Source organism: Pseudobacteroides sp., assembly GCF_036567765.1.
In the GTDB taxonomy this organism is placed as follows: Bacteria; Bacillota; Clostridia; order Acetivibrionales; family DSM-2933; genus Pseudobacteroides.
In genome coordinates, this window is sequence record NZ_DATCTU010000032.1 from 114,554 (window position 1) to 130,756 (window position 16,203).

Here is a 16,203-nt window from a genome sequence, read left to right on the forward strand (position 1 = left end):
GTTAATTGTTCAGCAGGTTAAATTTTATAGATCCTTTGCCATCTATAGCGTATTTGATTTTATATAATCTCTTTATATTTAAATCCTCAAGAACTATTATATTATCTTTAATTTCTTTTATTTTAAAATCATAATCACCAAGGTTATCTGGTTCTGGTAGAGTTAGAATACCCAGTTTATAAAGTATGTTAATATGCTCACTATTGGTATTATTGATATTTACAGCATAGGGAATATTGTTGAATGCGTGGATATATAAAATATAATTGTCATCTATCCATTTAAATTCTTTGGAAGTTGCATGTGCTCTGAAATCCGGTTTACTAAAATCTAAAGTATGGATAGTAAAGTATTGGCTCATACTGTAAATCCAATCATATATACAGCTTAAATTTCCGCTGGGAGACAATTTGCCTTCTGTTTTAAATCTTTTGTTGATATTTAAGTACTCGTCCAAAGACCCTGAAAGTATATTTGCAATGTAATCTTCATTTTTGTAAATGATATCAAATCTGCCCTTTTTACCATTGTATGTGAACAACTCGCCTTCAAAATTATTATAAATAGCTATATTATTATCATCGCCAAACTCATATAGTTTAATTCCATTTACAGAGTCAGCATACCAGCCTCCACCATTTATATGCCCATTCATATCAAAGAAGTCTGAAATGGCTTTGGTGTTTTGCAATAAATTGCTTAGGTCGGTATAACTGTCTTTATTAAACTCATGTAATATAGCTTCTAATATATTCGTATAGTACGTCTTAGGATTATTTCTTATTACCGCTTGCTCTACCTTTTTATTTCCCTTAAATCCTAGATAATAGTGCTTTGTTTTATAGAATATGTAGTCTTTGAAACTAATACTAGGTTTACCTAGTGTAATCTTAACGTTTTTAATTGATGTTCCTATTTTGATATTTTCTATAACAATATCTGAGAACCTTTCGCTAATTATTAAACTGTCTGACTCTTTTACTATCCCTTTTTTAAAGTGACTGTCCAAATACTGCGTTGACCCTCCAAGGATACTTTTTATCAGTGAATTGAGTTTATATTTTTCAAAGTTTAATATGGCTATAGTATCAAGCCCTGATTCTGTACGACTAATTTTTTTGACATCTAAAGATGTATTGTGAGCAGCGTTCAAATCAACACCTAGCTTGGTATAGCTTTCTTCTTCCAAGTAAACAAAGGTTAGTCTCCAACTGTTATTTTCCAATTCAAACTGCATATTTCCAATTCTGGCCCAGTTATCTGATGGCCCTTGTGAGTTTTTGGAGTCCAGATTTTCATTTTTTGTGATAAAATCAAGGTTGGTTTCGTTAAAGTTGTCCCCAGACTGTAAACTTAAGTAAATTTTAATCAGATTTTCAAAAGCGGCCTCTTCAAATTCAATTACCGGATGGAAATCCAGCGGGCCTCTTGACTGCAAAGGAAATCGGGTGAAATTTTTAATTTCACCTATATCGTTACTTAAGATCGCGTTTCTAAAATGGCTCCAGAAAACATTGAGGTCGGAGCTGACTTCTTTATTTGTGCCAGTATTTTCAGAATTTGATGTTGTTGTATTTAAGCTGGCAGCAAGGGGCGGTGCTTCACCCTGCGTTATGGTTGGTCTTGATGTCGCAGTTTTTTCTATAGGCTTATTACTTCCGCAAGATGTCAATATAAGGCTCATAAGTACTAAATATAAAATAGATTTTTTGCTTGGCATACTTGTCTCCTTCAAAGGAATAAAATTATGGTACTATTTTATCAATGAACTAATTTCAAATCAATCAATTATCGAGAACACTGCAAAGCATATCCATCATCATGTCTGTTTCATTTTTTGTAACAATCAAAGGGGGAATTAATCTTATGGTTGATAGTCTTGGAGAATTAATAATAAGGCCCTCCCTGAGGCATTCTGATACTAAAACGCTTCCTTTTTCAGATGGAAGATCAAACGCAATAAGTAATCCCATTCCTCGGATATTCGTTAAAGCGTATTTATCTTTTATTTCATTCAGCCTGTCTATAATATATTGGCCTTGAATAAGTGCATTTTCAGGTAGTTTCTTATTTATAACCTCATTGACAACAGCATAGCCAACTGCCATTGCAAGAGGCTGACCGCAATATGTGCCGCCCTGATCTCCCAAATCAAATACGTTAAGCTTTTCCTTGGCTAACATGGCGGAAAGGGGAAATCCTCCTCCAATACCCTTGGCTAGAGTCATTATATCCGGCTCTATATTAAAGTGCTCATAGGCAAACATTTTCCCGGTACGCCCTATTCCGGTCTGTATCTCGTCAAATATTAGCAAAATACCGTTGTCATCGCATAATTTTCTTAGATTTTTAATGTATTCCATGTCCAAAGAATATACTCCACCCTCTCCCTGAACAGGTTCTAACATTACTGCACATGTATTTGAATTCACACAAGCCAAAATTGCATCAAGATCATTGATAGGAACATGTTTAAAGCCTGACACCTTAGGTTCAAAGAGTGCATCCCATTGTTTTTTGCCTGTCGCAGACATAGTTGCAAGGGTTCTTCCGTGAAACCCGTTTACAGTAGTTATAATTTCATATGCTCCGTTAAGGTGCTTACTGCCGTATTTTCTTGCAAGCTTTATTGCTCCCTCATTGGCTTCGGCACCACTGCTGGCAAAAAATGCCCTGTCAAAACACGATATGTTGGTAAGCAGTTCTGCAAATTGAATCATAGGTTTATTATAAAATGCCGGGCTTGCATTGACTAACAGCTGGGATTGATTTTTCAATGCTTCAGAAATAACTTCCGGACAATGCCCAAGACATGTTACAGCCCATCCACCCAGAAAATCCAGGTATTTTTTACCTCTGGTGTCCCAAAGGTACATCCCTTTACCGCGTTCCATGACAATATCCGGCCTTTTTGCTGTAAACAAAATTGACTTTGTTGCTTTCATTAAGTATTTATTTAAATTGTCTGCATTAACTGAACTCATATAATCACCCCTATTTCTAATAATGAATAATTATACAATATAATGCATAAATATGCAAATATATTTTAAATATATTTAGTTTATCAGTATCACTAGTGCAGATTGACACATGGTAAAAATTCCTGATTTAAATTTAGCAAAATCATATTGTCTTTTTTCTTAGTCTTTGTTAAATTGATTATACACAACTTTTTTCGAGTCTTATATCTAAACGGATGTTGTTTTCCTAAGTTAAAAAATAAATACAATTGTCAAGGATTTACGCTGTTAAGTTACATAATTATACAAGCTGAATTAATCCACAGAAGAGACTAAATTATAATAACGGGGGACATTATGAAAAATAAACTTCTTTTAAAAATGCTGTCAGCAATAATTGTGATTAATATGGCATCAATAGCTCTTGTAGGCTGCAGCAGCAAGGTTACAGACAAATCCGGTACAGTAAAAGATAGCAAACCAACACCTACGAACGCAGCTGTAAATACACCTGTTCCTGATCCTTCGGAATCGGAGCTCCCGCAAGCAAAGCCATCACCTGATCAAATAAAGGCTAAGGCACTCTTCCTATCCTCATGGCCGCTCAGCATCCAAAGTAATGTGGATCACTTTGTAGAGTTGGCAAAAAGCACTGAAATAAACTCCTATGTTATTGATATTAAGGATGACACAGGGTATGTAAGTTATTCTTCAGACGTGCCGCTTGTTAAGGAAAAACAAACATATCAAAGCAGATTCAAGATAGAAGAGGTTGTAAAGAAGTTTAAAGAAAATGATATCTATATTATAGGAAGAATTGTATGCTTTAAAGATCCTGTTATATCAAAGAAAGTACCTGAATGGGCAATTAGGAACAAGTCAGGAGGTTTCCTGGTCCATAACGGTATGACCTGGGTTAATGCATACAACAAAGACGCATGGAAATACAATGTAGACATAGCTAAGGAAGCACTGGCAAAGGGAGTAGACGAGATTCAATTTGATTATGTGCGATTCCCTGATGGAAATAAGGCAAATATGGTATTTCCAGGTGCAGGTGATAAAAAATTATATGAAGGAATCAACGAATTCTTAGCATATGCAAGAAGTGAGATGCCTGAAGCCAAATTATCTGCCGATGTCTTTGGTATAATTTGTGAAAGCCCTAACGACACGGAAAAGATAGGGCAGTATCTTGAATATGTTGGAAAGGACGTGGATTATATAAGTCCGATGGTATATCCTTCTCATTATTATTTGGGGCAGACAATAAATAAAATAGTGTTTCCAAAACCTGACCTTGATCCGTATAACGTTGTATATAATACATTAGTAAAAGCAAAGAACAGAATTGCTGCAGTGCCTGATTACAGAGCCAAAGTGAGACCTTATTTGCAGGATTTCACTGCTTCATGGATAGGTGCAGGCAACTATAAAAAATATGGTGTTGAAGAAGTTAGGCAGCAAATTAAAGCAGTTTATGATGCCGGCTATGAAGAATGGATTTTATGGAATTCAAATATTAAGTATTCCGAGGGTGCTTTAGAAAAAGAGTAATTTAGTTATGGATTAAATAGACAAAGTTCGCTGGAACGTTAAGTTTAAGCGGACTTTGCTATATTGGTAATAAGAAATATCTAATTGCTTAGTAGATGTTCCAGCCCCTAGACCGTAACGTTGATTTATCCGCATTTATACTTGTAGAATTCTGAGTATAAGTAGTTAAATTATTCGAAGGGTGTAATGTTTTTTAGAGGGAGTAATTGGAATTTTTCAACGTTTTTTTCAGCATTCTTCTGATATTCAGGGAGCAACCATTATAAAATAATCACCAATGAATATTTGTCAAGACATAAAAAATGTGTTATCATGTATACAATATACAATAGACATGGCTGTAAAGCTTGCTAATACAGGGATACGTCAAACATAATCAAAATATAATAAAAAATAATGATCAAATTTAGGAGAATGCATATGAACTCAAAATATAAAGAAGGTAAATGGTGCAAAGAGATTGACGTTAGAGACTTTATTCAAAAAAATTACACACCCTATGATGGGGATGAAAGTTTTTTAGCGAAACCAACTGATTCTACATTAAAACTTTGGTCAAAAGTAAAGGAATTGATGAAGGTTGAAAGGGAAAGAGGAGGAATTATAGATATCGATACAAAGACTATATCTACCATAGTTTCCCATGACCCAGGTTATATTGATAGGAAGCTTGAAAAAATTGTCGGTTTGCAATCTGATGAACCTCTTAAACGGACAATCATGCCGTTTGGAGGAATCAGAATGGTACGTACATCCCTTAAAGCTTATGATAGGCCAATGGATCCAAATGTTGAAAATGTATTTAAATATAGGAAAACACACAATGATGGAGTATTTGACGCATTTACAGATGAAATGAAAAAGGCACGTCATACAGGTATTATTACAGGGTTGCCTGACTCATATGGAAGGGGAAGGATTATCGGTGACTATAGAAGGGTTGCCCTTTACGGAGTTGATTATTTAATAGAAAAGAAAAAGGAAGCAAAAACAAATTATGTTTTTGATATAATGAACTCACCTATAATAAGACAAAGGGAAGAAATAAGCGAACAGATAAGAGCATTGGAAGAACTTAAATTAATGGCTGCAAGCTATGGCTATGATATTGGCAAACCTGCACAAAATACACTGGAAGCAGTGCAATGGCTTTATTTTGGGTATTTGGCAGCTGTGAAAGAGCAGAATGGTGCTGCAATGAGTTTGGGAAGAGCATCTACTTTCCTCGACATATATTCACAAAAAGATTTGGAAGAAGGTAGGTATACAGAGGAGCAAATACAGGAAATTGTTGACCATTTTGTAATGAAGCTTAGAATGGTGAGATTTTTACGTACTCCGGCTTATGATGACCTCTTCTCAGGAGATCCTACATGGGTTACTGAAGCTTTTGCTGGCATGGGGCTGGATGGAAGGCATATGGTAACAAAAATGTCCTATAGACTTTTACATACTCTGATAAACTTAGGCCCGGCACCTGAACCTAATATGACAGTGCTATGGTCAAGCAAGCTTCCACAGAACTTTAAAAACTACTGTGCCAAGTTATCAATAGAAACTTCTTCGATCCAATATGAGAACGATGATTTGATGAGGGAAAAGTTTGGTGATGACTATGGGATTGCCTGCTGTGTTTCTGCCATGAAGCTGGGTAAGCAAATGCAATTTTTCGGTGCAAGGGCAAATCTTGCAAAATCTTTACTGTATGCAATAAATGGCGGAAAGGATGAAATAACAGGGGAACAGGTAGGTCCGCTTATTGCTCCCATAACATCCGAGTACCTTGACTATGATGAGGTAATGCAGCGATTTAACATAACAATGGACTGGCTTTCTAAGCTTTATATCAATACACTCAATATTATACACTACATGCATGATAAGTATTGTTATGAACGAATTCAAATGGCATTGCATGACGAGGAAATACTAAGAACATCAGCATGCGGACTTGCCGGACTATCTGTTGTGGTTGATTCTCTCTCAGCTATAAAACATGCAAAGGTGAGAGTCATAAGAAATGAACAAGGATTGATAACTGATTATGAAATTGAAGGGGATTATCCCAAATTTGGTAATAACAATCCGGTAGTAGATGATATTGCAGTTGATCTTGTAAAGAGTTTTATGCATAAGCTCAGCAAGCATAAAACATATAGGGATAGTAAACCCACTATGTCAATTCTTACAATTACATCAAATGTTGTTTACGGCAAAAAGACTGGAAGCACTCCTGATGGAAGAAAACTCGGCGAACCGTTTGCACCTGGGGCAAACCCAATGCATAACAGAGATACAAAGGGGTGTATAGCTTCTATGGCATCTGTATCCAAAATCCCTTATGACTATAGTGAAGACGGTATATCCTATACGTTTTCCATAGTGCCAAATGCACTGGGAAAGACCGATGAAGATAAACTAAACAATTTGGTTTCATTGATGGATGGATACTTTGATGAGAGCGGCCATCACATTAATGTAAATGTGCTCAATAAGGAAGTGCTGGTTGATGCAATGGAACATCCGGAGGAGTACCCGCAGCTTACAATCAGGGTTTCGGGATATGCGGTCAATTTTATAAAGCTGACGAGAGAGCAGCAGATAGATGTTATAAACAGAACATTTCATGAAAGGTTTTAATTAAATGACAGGTAATATACACTCAATAGAAACATGTGGAACTTTAGACGGGCCGGGGATTAGATATGTTATTTTCATGCAAGGGTGTCCGTTAAGATGCAAATACTGTCATAATCCTGATACCTGGGCTTTTAACGGCGGCAAGCAGTTTACTCCCAATGAAGTAGTAGAGGATATTTTAAAATATAGGTCATTTATCAAACGCGGCGGGGTCACCTTTTCCGGAGGTGAGCCTCTCCTGCAAGCTGAATTTGTTTTGGAAGTTTTAAAGCAATGTAAGAAATACGGGATCCATACAGCTATTGATACTTCAGGCTGCGTTCCATTGTCAGTGTGTGCAGGCACATTGGATTATGTTGATCTTGTACTGCTGGACATAAAGCATATAGACACTAATGTGTGTAAAATACTTACAGGTATGGGCAATGAAAATACAATAAGAATGTTGGAATATCTTGAGGAAAAGAAAAAGGATGTGTGGATAAGACATGTTATCGTTCCAGGCTTTACAGAGGATTATAAAGCATTGGAAAATATGGCTGAGTTCCTGTCTCATTACACTGTTATTAGTAAAATTGAATTGCTGCCTTTTCACAAAATGGGTGAGTACAAGTGGAAGAGCCTTGGTTTTGATTATGAACTGCTTCATACAAGTGAACCCACCAAGGAGTCCATTATTAAAGTAAAGGATATTTTTAAAAAATATAAATTTAATGTAATCTAGTCATTTCTTTGATGAACTTGCTGGAGGAGAGGTATAATGTCAAACTTTTTAAGTCCTGATCAAATAACAAAACACACTGAGCAGGTTGGAATAAAAAAAACCAGTACAGGTATTTTTAACAGCTTTATGCTTGCTTTTATGGGTGGAATGTTCATCGCTTTGGCATCAGTGGGAAGTATAATTGCAACATGTACAATACAAAATTACAGTATAGCTGCCTTAATATCAGGTATAGTATTTGCAACCGGTCTAATGATGGTGGTTATTGCAGGCGGGGCATTATTTACAGGTAATGTACTTATTATTATTTCAGTCCTGCAGAAAAAAGTTTCCATCATTAGTATGGCTGTTAATTTGGGGGTATCATTTATTGGTAACCTTGTAGGGGCATTATTTACAGTTGTAATTATTCATTTTTCAGGAGCGTTGGAGGGTGCTAACGGTGCCGTACTGGCAAAGCTAATTACCAAAGCTGCTCACAAAGTAGAGTACCCATTTTCCAAAGCCTTTCTACTTGGAGTTTTGTGCAATATACTTGTTTGTCTTGCGGTGTGGATGATGTCCTCAGCTAAAGATACGAGCGGAAAAGTCTTAGCATGCTTTTTCCCGATTACATTGTTCATTCTAAGCGGCTATGAGCATATTGTTGCAAACATGTACTATATTCCGGCAGGTATTCTGGCTAGTATGAATGCAGACTATGTCAAAATGTCCGGAGTATCTGGTGGTATTGTCTCCCATATAACACTTGGCGGATTGGTAGATAATTTTATACCTGTCCTTCTTGGAAACTTTTTTGGAGGAATAATTATTGGTGTAGCCTATAGTACTATCTATACCGTAAACAACATAAAATTACCCGGTATCAGGAAGAGTAACTAATCATTAAAAGATTGATAGTACAAGCCTTGGCATTACCATTATTACGATATCTCAAACTTAAATTTTTCACAAAGTCTTTTTACACTGTTTTCTCTAATTGATGATATCAGCATTCTATCACCTGATTTGATAATGGTAGCACCTTTTGGTGTAGCATATCCTTCGTTTTGCCTGATGGCAATAATTCTTATTTCTTCAGGTAAATCCAGCTCGTTAATGCTTTTCCCAACTGCAGGAGAATTGTTTGATACATAAACCCCAAGCAGCGGTATATCGGAGATTTCATCTACATAATGATGTATATTGTACATTGCGAAATTGTCGCTATTATCTTCTAATACCCCAAGGAACTTAGCTATTGGTCTTAAAGCAGTTCCTTGTATTAATAAAGATGTTAGGGCTATAAAAAATACCATGTCAAAAATATCTTGTGCGATAGGTATTCCAGCTGTCAATGCGTAAGTAGCGAAAACTATTGAAGCTGCTCCTCTAAAACCTACGAACGAGATAAACAATTGTTGTTTAAAGGGCATCTTAAATATAGATAATAGAGGTATAACAACCAACGGTCTTATGACAAATATAAGAACAATTGAAATTATTAGTGCGTTGCTTGATACAGACAATAGTCTGCTGGGAAATACTTGCAGGCCCAAAGTTACAAACAGTATAATTTGTGCCAGCCATGATTGCCCATCGAAAAAACGAATAACACGAGTTTTTCTTACGAAGCTTGAGTTTCCAATTATGATGCCAGCTATGTAAACAGTTAGAAAACTATTACCGCCTGCAAGTGAAGAGATTGAATAAGCAAATAACATCAATGAAATCCCTAAAACAAGGTACATGCTTTCAATGTTATGATGTATTCGGTTTAATAGCTGGACAGTTGCAAAACCGATTGTAATGCCCAAAAAAATACCTATACCAAACTGTTGTAAAAAGCTTGCTATATAAGCATATATACCGTCTTGCGGGTTATTAATTAACCCGATAATCATAATGGTCAACATATATGCCATAGGATCGTTTGATCCACTTTCAAACTCTAAAAGAGGTGAAACATTTCCTTTGGTTTCCATTTTTCTGGCACGAAGGATTGCAAAGACCGATGCAGCATCAGTTGAAGATACAATAGCCCCAAGTAAAAGGCCTTCCAGTAATGACATCCCTGTGAATACATGCGAAAAAAGTCCTACCAAAACTGCCGTTAGAAATACGCCGACCGTTGAGAGAAGTACGCCGCTTCCTAACAATTGCTTTGCTACTCTCCAACGTAAATCCAGTCCTCCTGAAAATATTATAAAACACAAAGCAATGTTACCAATTTCCCTGGTAAGTAGAGGATTATCAAAATATACTCCGAAAATTCCTTCAGACCCAAGCATCATACCTACTCCAATAAATAAAATAAGTATTGGAACACCGAATCTTGTAAGAAACTTGGTTGCAAACACACAAAATACCATTAAAGTTGCAATTATTATAATTATTACGTTTAATGAATCCATTTTGCCCCCTATTGCTCAAGATATTTATATATATGAAAGTGTAAATGAGCCTGGATTTTTGAAGCGAATTACAAAAATTCCCTAGACATTAAAAAAGTGAAAAGCTAAAGGTAAAAGCTTTCCACCCAAAAAGCCGAAATCTTGAAACGGAAATATTCCGCCAACCGGAACAACTGCACTATCTATTAGTATTTTTATTATATTATATCACAATTATATATATTGCACAATTTCTTTCCACTCTATAGTTTTCCAGGATATGCCACACAAAGACGCTCTCAACCTTGAAAAACCAGCAAATCATAGACATGAAAGCTCGAATTATTGGTAACGCTTTATATATCCTTTCAATACAATAATAACATGAAGATTTTGTTTTTTTGGAGGCTATATATGCTGTCAAGGGAGGAATATATACGATTATCATTGGAGCTTAACTTATTCTTTGCAAGAATTGCAAAAGAACACTCAATATTTTTGGAGACTAGTTTTACTGGAAGAGATGCAAGATTTGCAGAGCAAGCTGATAACTTTAAAGTGCATTTTGAAGGGCTGTTAGCTGAAACCATTGTGCTATCTAATGGTGTTATAAGCCCGGAAGTAGTAGCGTCAGGAGAATTAGTGACTCCATTAACCTTGAGTGCGGAACAGGTATCCGCTTTCTATACAGGGGTTCAGATTAACTCAAATATAACGCAAGCAGAAGCAAGCATAGTCGGTAACCCTGGCATGATAGGGAATCCATTGCTTGAGCAGAGGATTTTTAATCTGAATCAAAAAGCTATTTCATTAGCATCGGCTTTGGCACAGTTCAAATCAACTGTTTTAAACAATGTTATTTCTTGTAGAATGTTTACAACAAACTACCCATTGCTCCTTGATCACATTATTAGGGAAGCACAGTTTTATTTAAAGATGCTTACAAAGCTGCAAAGAAGGGAAGCGATACTTACAGAGCAAGAATTGCTTGAGCAGGAAGTTTTCTGGAATAGGATAATGGCAGAACATTCAATGTTTATCAGAGGCCTTCTTGATCCTTCTGAAGTAGAGCTTATCAGAACAGCAAACAACTTTGGAAATGAATTTTCTGAGTTGACAAGAGAAGCTGTAGCAGCGTTAGATCAAACAATGGCATTGACAAATGTAACTGATGAAAGCTTAAAAGCAACAACAAAGCTGCGGGATTTTAAAACTGTCGGTACCAAAGGTCTTATTGATTGCAGCATAAAGGCAATAGCTTATCCGCTGCTCGGTGATCATGTTTTGCGTGAAGCTAATCACTATCTTAGAATTTTAAAAATGTTTCAAAGGTAAATAGGGTATTTTACAATAGTGATATAATTATGTTTGAACATTTGCACAATAGTTAACATAATATATAGAGATTATAATTTAGTGTTAACAATTTTCCAGGTGGAGAGTGAAAAATTATGTCATACATACCCGGATTAAGGGCACAAACCCCTCAGACTATCTATAGTATCTATTTTAAAGGATTTCATACGTGTAATGGTTATTTCCAATGCAAGATGAAGGTAGACGGGAATGGAAGCATTAAGGTAAAGCCAGATACAGCAATTATTCTACTGGGGGTTACGACAGAGGATATGCAATTGAAATCAGCCCAGGAACAAAACTCAATAAAGGTCAACGAAATTATTAATAGCCTTGTGAAGTTAGGGGTATCATCTGATAATATGGAAACCCAGTCTTATACTATTAACCCGCAATATGATTTTATTGAGGGGAAACAAGTATTCAGGGGCTATAATGTCACGCATATATTAAAAATTACTGTAAAGGATATGGATAAGATTGGAGAAGTTATTGATAAAGCTGTTTCAAGTGGAGCTAACACGGTGAATGATATTAATTTTATTGTGTCAGAGCCATCAATATATTACCAACAAGCACTCACAGCTGCAATTGATGATGCATTAATTAAAGCAAAAACTATAGCAAGGCGGCTAAATGTCATAGTTTCCCAAGTGCCTATTCGCATTATGGAAGAAAGTTATCAATGCAATATTCAGCCACAACCATTTGTATTACACACATCTGCTGATACTACTACACCTATTCAAACAGGCCAGGCAGAAATAACTGCACGAATAGAAGCAATTTTTACTTATATTTGATAAAAAAGAAAAGGATGGATTCTTGAAGTTTGTTGAAAAAAGTAAGAAAAATGGCTTAAGAGGATTGAAGACCTTCTTAAGCCATTGGTATCCGCTCATATTGGGAATTATTTGTACTCAGGCTGACAATCTGACATCAAAGTTTTCAACATCTGATACCATCCTCCTAGACAAGAATAAAAACGTTATAAAAGCTATTATAATGGCAAATATACTTATTTGTGTTATGGGCTTTCTCAAACCCACTATTTGATTATTGATAAATTTTTTGTCAACTCCTATAAACCACATACCGATTATCTCACCGTTGCTGTCCTTAAGTGGTGTATATTTGGTAATGCATTTTTTGTCCACATCCAGGGTTTCTCCTGTAAATTCCTTGCCCTGTTTTAAGACAGTTTCTATAACCTCATCAGATGCTTTAGTTCCTATAGCCCTTGTCCCATCGGTCTTTAGGATATTTGTAGAAATCCTTGTATCGTTCATAAATATAGTTGAACGAGATTCTGTATTTGATCCGATTGTGTCTACTATCATGGAATTATCATTTAAAGGAGTTGTTCCTTTATACAGCTTATTATCAAAAAATGACCAATCTCCCTTATACTTCTCGTCAACAAGCATATACCCCAACTCCGAGCCGGTATTCAGCATGTCTTTTATATTATTATCAACAATTTTATTAACAACACTGCCAATCGTGAAACCCTGTATAGTTACCCAAATCACAATAAATGTTCCTATAAGGAGTAATGACATCGTTAAAACCTTTTGTTGTGCATTTTTGCTGTTTGAATTAGACCCAAGAAATGAAACCTTAAGTGTATCTATATCTTTAAGATATTTTTTTGAATAAATCACTAATATTATGCAGCCTAGCATACCGCACAATATAGAAATAACAACGATAGAAGCCATCATTTCAAATATTTTACCGCCCTGGCTTTCAATATCACTTTTTGGTATACCGACAAACCATATTCCAATTACTTGGCCCATTTTGTCTTTTATAGGTACATATTTTGAAGCATATGTTTCACCAAGTACATTTTCCGTTCCCTCAAAAGCGTCTCCATTTGTTAGAACGCTTTCAGCCACTTGGCTTGATACCTTGGATGCATGCATCCTTTCTCCGTTCTTATCCATCACGCTTGTTGCTACGCTTTCGTCTCCAAGATATAAGGTTGTAAGTGACCCGGTTTTTTCTTTTATTGCATCTAAAGCTTCAAAATTATTGCTTACCAGGTTATCTCCTATAAATAACTTGCCATTCTTTACATCCCAATCACCAGCGTATGTACTTTTGATGATTTCCATCCCCAAACTTGAAATGGAATCCAACTTTGCGGATATGTTTTGCTCTACTAAATTGTTAACATTTCTGTTGGTGACCAAAAATATTGTGGCTGTAAATAGTGCGATAAGGCCAATAGATACCCTTAAAAGCTTCTCTTTTAACATAACCTTTTTTTTCATGTTTCAATCTCCCTCTAAAATTTTTTATATTCAGAAATATATATAAAGATAAAATAAAACCAGACCTAATATATGGAAAACTAACATTATACTACGCTATATAGTAATAATTTGCAATATTTTTGACAAATTATTTTATTATTTTACGTAAAATTTCATAAGAAGGGTAGAAGGAAAATGTAGTTAATATATTTAATGGGAGATCAACGTTTAGCGGTATGAAACAGTTGAATAGAATAAGAAAAAATGTTAATATCAATATTAACTTGGTAGGAAAGTACAATTTTACCGGTTAGAGGTTCATCATAATTTGCAAGGAGAAGATAAAAGTGAAGTTAAACAAAGGATTCATAAGATTCTTGTCATTAATAATATGCATAATAATTCTATGTCAAACATCAGTATATAGTGAAGAGATTTACAAAATAAGTCCAGAGGCTTTCTGCAACATAAGTCTCAAAGGGATAAACCCCACTTTTTACCAGCCGTATGGGATAATATTTGACAAGGTTGGGAACATATACATAACTGATTCTGGAAATCACCAGGTCCATCCTGGATATTTTTCAGCGGTCTTTACAGCATTTATGTTTGAGGATGTGTATGCAACAACTTTTACGTCCAATTCTAAATTTGTGAGCTTTTCAAATTTTGCCATTCCGTTTACAAATCCCATTTCCATTTTACCTTCATTGAAAAATTCTTCTACTGTTGATGGTCCACCCATCAACCAGATACTCTTGCTACTAGGTATTGTTATATCTGTTGTTCCGTTATAACCTGATTTTATTTTTGTATCTAACTTACCATCGATAACATCTCCATATACATCAATAGGATTATTGATTGTACCCCCAAAGTATTTACGGTAATCATTCGTCCTTGTAATATTCTGATAATCTACTGTAGTAGTAGGAGTATTGTTTGGGTTAAGTTGTTTCATACCTCCAAACATCTGATTTGATATTCTGATATTTACCGAACCAGGATTACTATTAGTAAGTAAAACACCAAACTTCAGACGTCCTACCCCTTCACCTCCTAAATGCTGCATAAATACTGTGGCATATCTTTTTCCGTGTGTTTTAGTCTTGTAAATGACTTCTCCATGATCAGCTAAATAATGAGTTGTATTATTTATTCCTTCAGGATTATTGCAATATATATATTCACCATCCACACCATCGTATTCATATGTCACATTGGCAGGTTGGTCATCAGATGTTGGATAATCATCAGAGGATTTATTAAAATTAACGGCAAGCTTTAATATGTCACCCATATTAATCATACCATCATTATTCAAATCACATGTCAAATCATAATAAGGTTGACCTTTAGTTGTGTTAAATGCTTTTGCAATAATCAAAACGTCCTGCATGTTTACTACTGAGTCATTATTTATATCTCCTACTAACTGTGCCCCAAATGACATACTTGAACTGAAAAAAATCTGGCTAAGCATTATTACTGTCATCAACAGCATAATAATCTTTTTGTTTTTTTCATTTGTTTTTTCCTCCTTCTTTTTAATTAGTGTAATGATTAATTTAATGATATGTTCTTAAATAATCGCTGTAAGTCGTATTTAGTGATAGTTTTAATTCTGAAGTGCATAAGAACAATAATATCCCCATTCAGCATTATTTCTATAAAGATCAAAGGTCATCATATGTTGCTTACCATCGAGGGGATCATTATATATAATATAATCAGTACCATTTTGTGATTTATAGCCAACTATAACATGGAAATGTGAACCCCAAACAAGTTTCCATTTGAGATAATAAACTAAAGGATTACTCTTATCTATACATGCTTTAACCATTTCAAAAGTAAACTTATCAGCATCAGAGACTGATGTAAGTTGATTTAAACTATAGGACGGTCCCACATAATTACGGACGGCATCTACTATTGGTTGAGGAGATGAGCCATCATTGAAAACATATGGTAAATTGCTGTTTTTACTATTTTTGGCTATATCTAGAGCACGGTTTTGAGTATCGTTTTTATAGTAAGAAATAATCATGGCAGCCGAATTAGCCCAACATAAATTAGTATATGGAAGCTGGTTGTATTTGGGGACATTTAACGTCCTACCTGATGTCACACTGATTTTATAGTTTCCTGTAACTCCATTTGCAGGACTAACTTCCAAATAGTAATTCTCATTGGCATTTAAATACATGCAAAATCTGACATCTTCAATATCATCATAATCATATTCATCATATGTAAGAAGCTGCTTGTCTTTATTATAAATAGCACCATCTAAATCCATATAACTTGTACTTTCAATTGTATAGATA

At 35.2% G+C, this 16,203-nt stretch carries 12 protein-coding genes and 1 other annotated feature; of the genes, 6 read left to right on the forward strand and 6 right to left on the reverse strand.

Going from position 1 to position 16,203, the window contains the following annotated elements:
• Position 1: 1 nt before the first annotated feature.
• Together VIO64_RS05090 and VIO64_RS05095 are read right to left on the reverse strand one after the other, a co-directional pair.
• Positions 2-1,720: a hypothetical protein gene (locus tag VIO64_RS05090; protein WP_331915821.1), complete on the reverse strand. Its 1,719-nt coding sequence runs from the start codon at positions 1,718-1,720 to the stop codon at positions 2-4.
• Between the two features lie 64 nt (positions 1,721-1,784).
• Positions 1,785-2,984, reverse strand: a complete 1,200-nt coding sequence (locus VIO64_RS05095) for an acetylornithine/succinylornithine family transaminase (RefSeq protein ID WP_331915823.1) — start codon at positions 2,982-2,984, stop codon at positions 1,785-1,787.
• Positions 2,985-3,320: 336 nt separating this feature from the next.
• Here VIO64_RS05095 and VIO64_RS05100 point away from each other — a divergent pair, with 336 nt between their 5' ends.
• The 4 genes from VIO64_RS05100 (at position 3,321) to VIO64_RS05115 (ending at position 8,766) form a co-directional block, all read left to right on the forward strand.
• Positions 3,321-4,520: a putative glycoside hydrolase gene (locus VIO64_RS05100; protein WP_331915825.1), complete on the forward strand. Its 1,200-nt coding sequence runs from the start codon at positions 3,321-3,323 to the stop codon at positions 4,518-4,520.
• A 420-nt stretch (positions 4,521-4,940) separates the two neighbouring features.
• Positions 4,941-7,160, forward strand: coding sequence for a formate C-acetyltransferase (gene pflB, locus VIO64_RS05105; RefSeq protein ID WP_331915827.1), 2,220 nt, complete (start codon positions 4,941-4,943; stop codon positions 7,158-7,160).
• Between the two features lie 4 nt (positions 7,161-7,164).
• Positions 7,165-7,884, forward strand: coding sequence for a pyruvate formate-lyase-activating protein (gene pflA / locus VIO64_RS05110; protein WP_331915829.1), 720 nt, complete (start codon positions 7,165-7,167; stop codon positions 7,882-7,884).
• 36 nt (positions 7,885-7,920) lie between these two features.
• A complete protein-coding gene (locus VIO64_RS05115; RefSeq protein ID WP_331915831.1) occupies positions 7,921-8,766 on the forward strand; it encodes a formate/nitrite transporter family protein in 846 nt (281 codons plus the stop codon).
• 41 nt (positions 8,767-8,807) lie between these two features.
• On the opposite strand, the gene VIO64_RS05120 is transcribed toward VIO64_RS05115, so the two are convergent.
• Complete coding sequence (locus tag VIO64_RS05120) at positions 8,808-10,277, reverse strand: potassium/proton antiporter (protein ID WP_331915833.1); 1,470 nt, start codon at positions 10,275-10,277, stop codon at positions 8,808-8,810.
• Positions 10,278-10,392: 115 nt separating this feature from the next.
• Positions 10,393-10,443: a sequence feature (sodium ion sensor (DUF1646 type); this cis-regulatory element may regulate processes involved in with the transportation of sodium ions), on the reverse strand.
• Between the two features lie 227 nt (positions 10,444-10,670).
• On the opposite strand from VIO64_RS05120, the gene VIO64_RS05125 reads away from it, so the two are divergent.
• Together VIO64_RS05125 and VIO64_RS05130 are read left to right on the forward strand one after the other, a co-directional pair.
• The gene (locus VIO64_RS05125) at positions 10,671-11,591 is read left to right on the forward strand and encodes a DUF2935 domain-containing protein (protein WP_331915835.1); all 921 of its coding nucleotides are present in this window, start codon (positions 10,671-10,673) and stop codon (positions 11,589-11,591) included.
• Positions 11,592-11,707: 116 nt separating this feature from the next.
• Positions 11,708-12,415, forward strand: a complete 708-nt coding sequence (locus tag VIO64_RS05130; RefSeq protein ID WP_331915837.1) for an SIMPL domain-containing protein — start codon at positions 11,708-11,710, stop codon at positions 12,413-12,415.
• A 117-nt stretch (positions 12,416-12,532) separates the two neighbouring features.
• Here the strand turns inward: VIO64_RS05130 and VIO64_RS05135 are convergent, their stop codons facing one another.
• The 3 genes from VIO64_RS05135 to VIO64_RS05145 form a co-directional block, all read right to left on the reverse strand.
• Positions 12,533-13,891, reverse strand: a complete 1,359-nt coding sequence (locus VIO64_RS05135; protein WP_331915839.1) for a cache domain-containing protein — start codon at positions 13,889-13,891, stop codon at positions 12,533-12,535.
• Between the two features lie 541 nt (positions 13,892-14,432).
• On the reverse strand, positions 14,433-15,377 hold the full coding sequence (locus VIO64_RS05140) for a dockerin type I domain-containing protein (protein ID WP_331915841.1): 945 nt from the start codon (positions 15,375-15,377) through the stop codon (positions 14,433-14,435).
• 114 nt (positions 15,378-15,491) lie between these two features.
• A complete protein-coding gene (locus VIO64_RS05145; protein WP_331915843.1) occupies positions 15,492-16,175 on the reverse strand; it encodes a C39 family peptidase in 684 nt (227 codons plus the stop codon).
• Positions 16,176-16,203 lie beyond the last annotated feature (28 nt).

Bases quoted from the DNA above. Each gene is read 5' to 3' on its own strand.
- VIO64_RS05090 (WP_331915821.1), bottom strand. From the start codon at position 1,720: ATGCCAAGCAAAAAATCTATTTTATATTTAGTACTTATGAGCCTTATA.
- VIO64_RS05095 (WP_331915823.1), bottom strand. From the start codon at position 2,984: ATGAGTTCAGTTAATGCAGACAATTTAAATAAATACTTAATGAAAGCA.
- VIO64_RS05100 (WP_331915825.1), top strand. From the start codon at position 3,321: ATGAAAAATAAACTTCTTTTAAAAATGCTGTCAGCAATAATTGTGATT.
- pflB (WP_331915827.1), top strand. From the start codon at position 4,941: ATGAACTCAAAATATAAAGAAGGTAAATGGTGCAAAGAGATTGACGTT.
- pflA (WP_331915829.1), top strand. From the start codon at position 7,165: ATGACAGGTAATATACACTCAATAGAAACATGTGGAACTTTAGACGGG.
- VIO64_RS05115 (WP_331915831.1), top strand. From the start codon at position 7,921: ATGTCAAACTTTTTAAGTCCTGATCAAATAACAAAACACACTGAGCAG.
- VIO64_RS05120 (WP_331915833.1), bottom strand. From the start codon at position 10,277: ATGGATTCATTAAACGTAATAATTATAATAATTGCAACTTTAATGGTA.
- VIO64_RS05125 (WP_331915835.1), top strand. From the start codon at position 10,671: ATGCTGTCAAGGGAGGAATATATACGATTATCATTGGAGCTTAACTTA.
- VIO64_RS05130 (WP_331915837.1), top strand. From the start codon at position 11,708: ATGTCATACATACCCGGATTAAGGGCACAAACCCCTCAGACTATCTAT.
- VIO64_RS05135 (WP_331915839.1), bottom strand. From the start codon at position 13,891: ATGAAAAAAAAGGTTATGTTAAAAGAGAAGCTTTTAAGGGTATCTATT.
- VIO64_RS05140 (WP_331915841.1), bottom strand. From the start codon at position 15,377: ATGCTGTTGATGACAGTAATAATGCTTAGCCAGATTTTTTTCAGTTCA.
- VIO64_RS05145 (WP_331915843.1), bottom strand. From the start codon at position 16,175: ATGGATTTAGATGGTGCTATTTATAATAAAGACAAGCAGCTTCTTACA.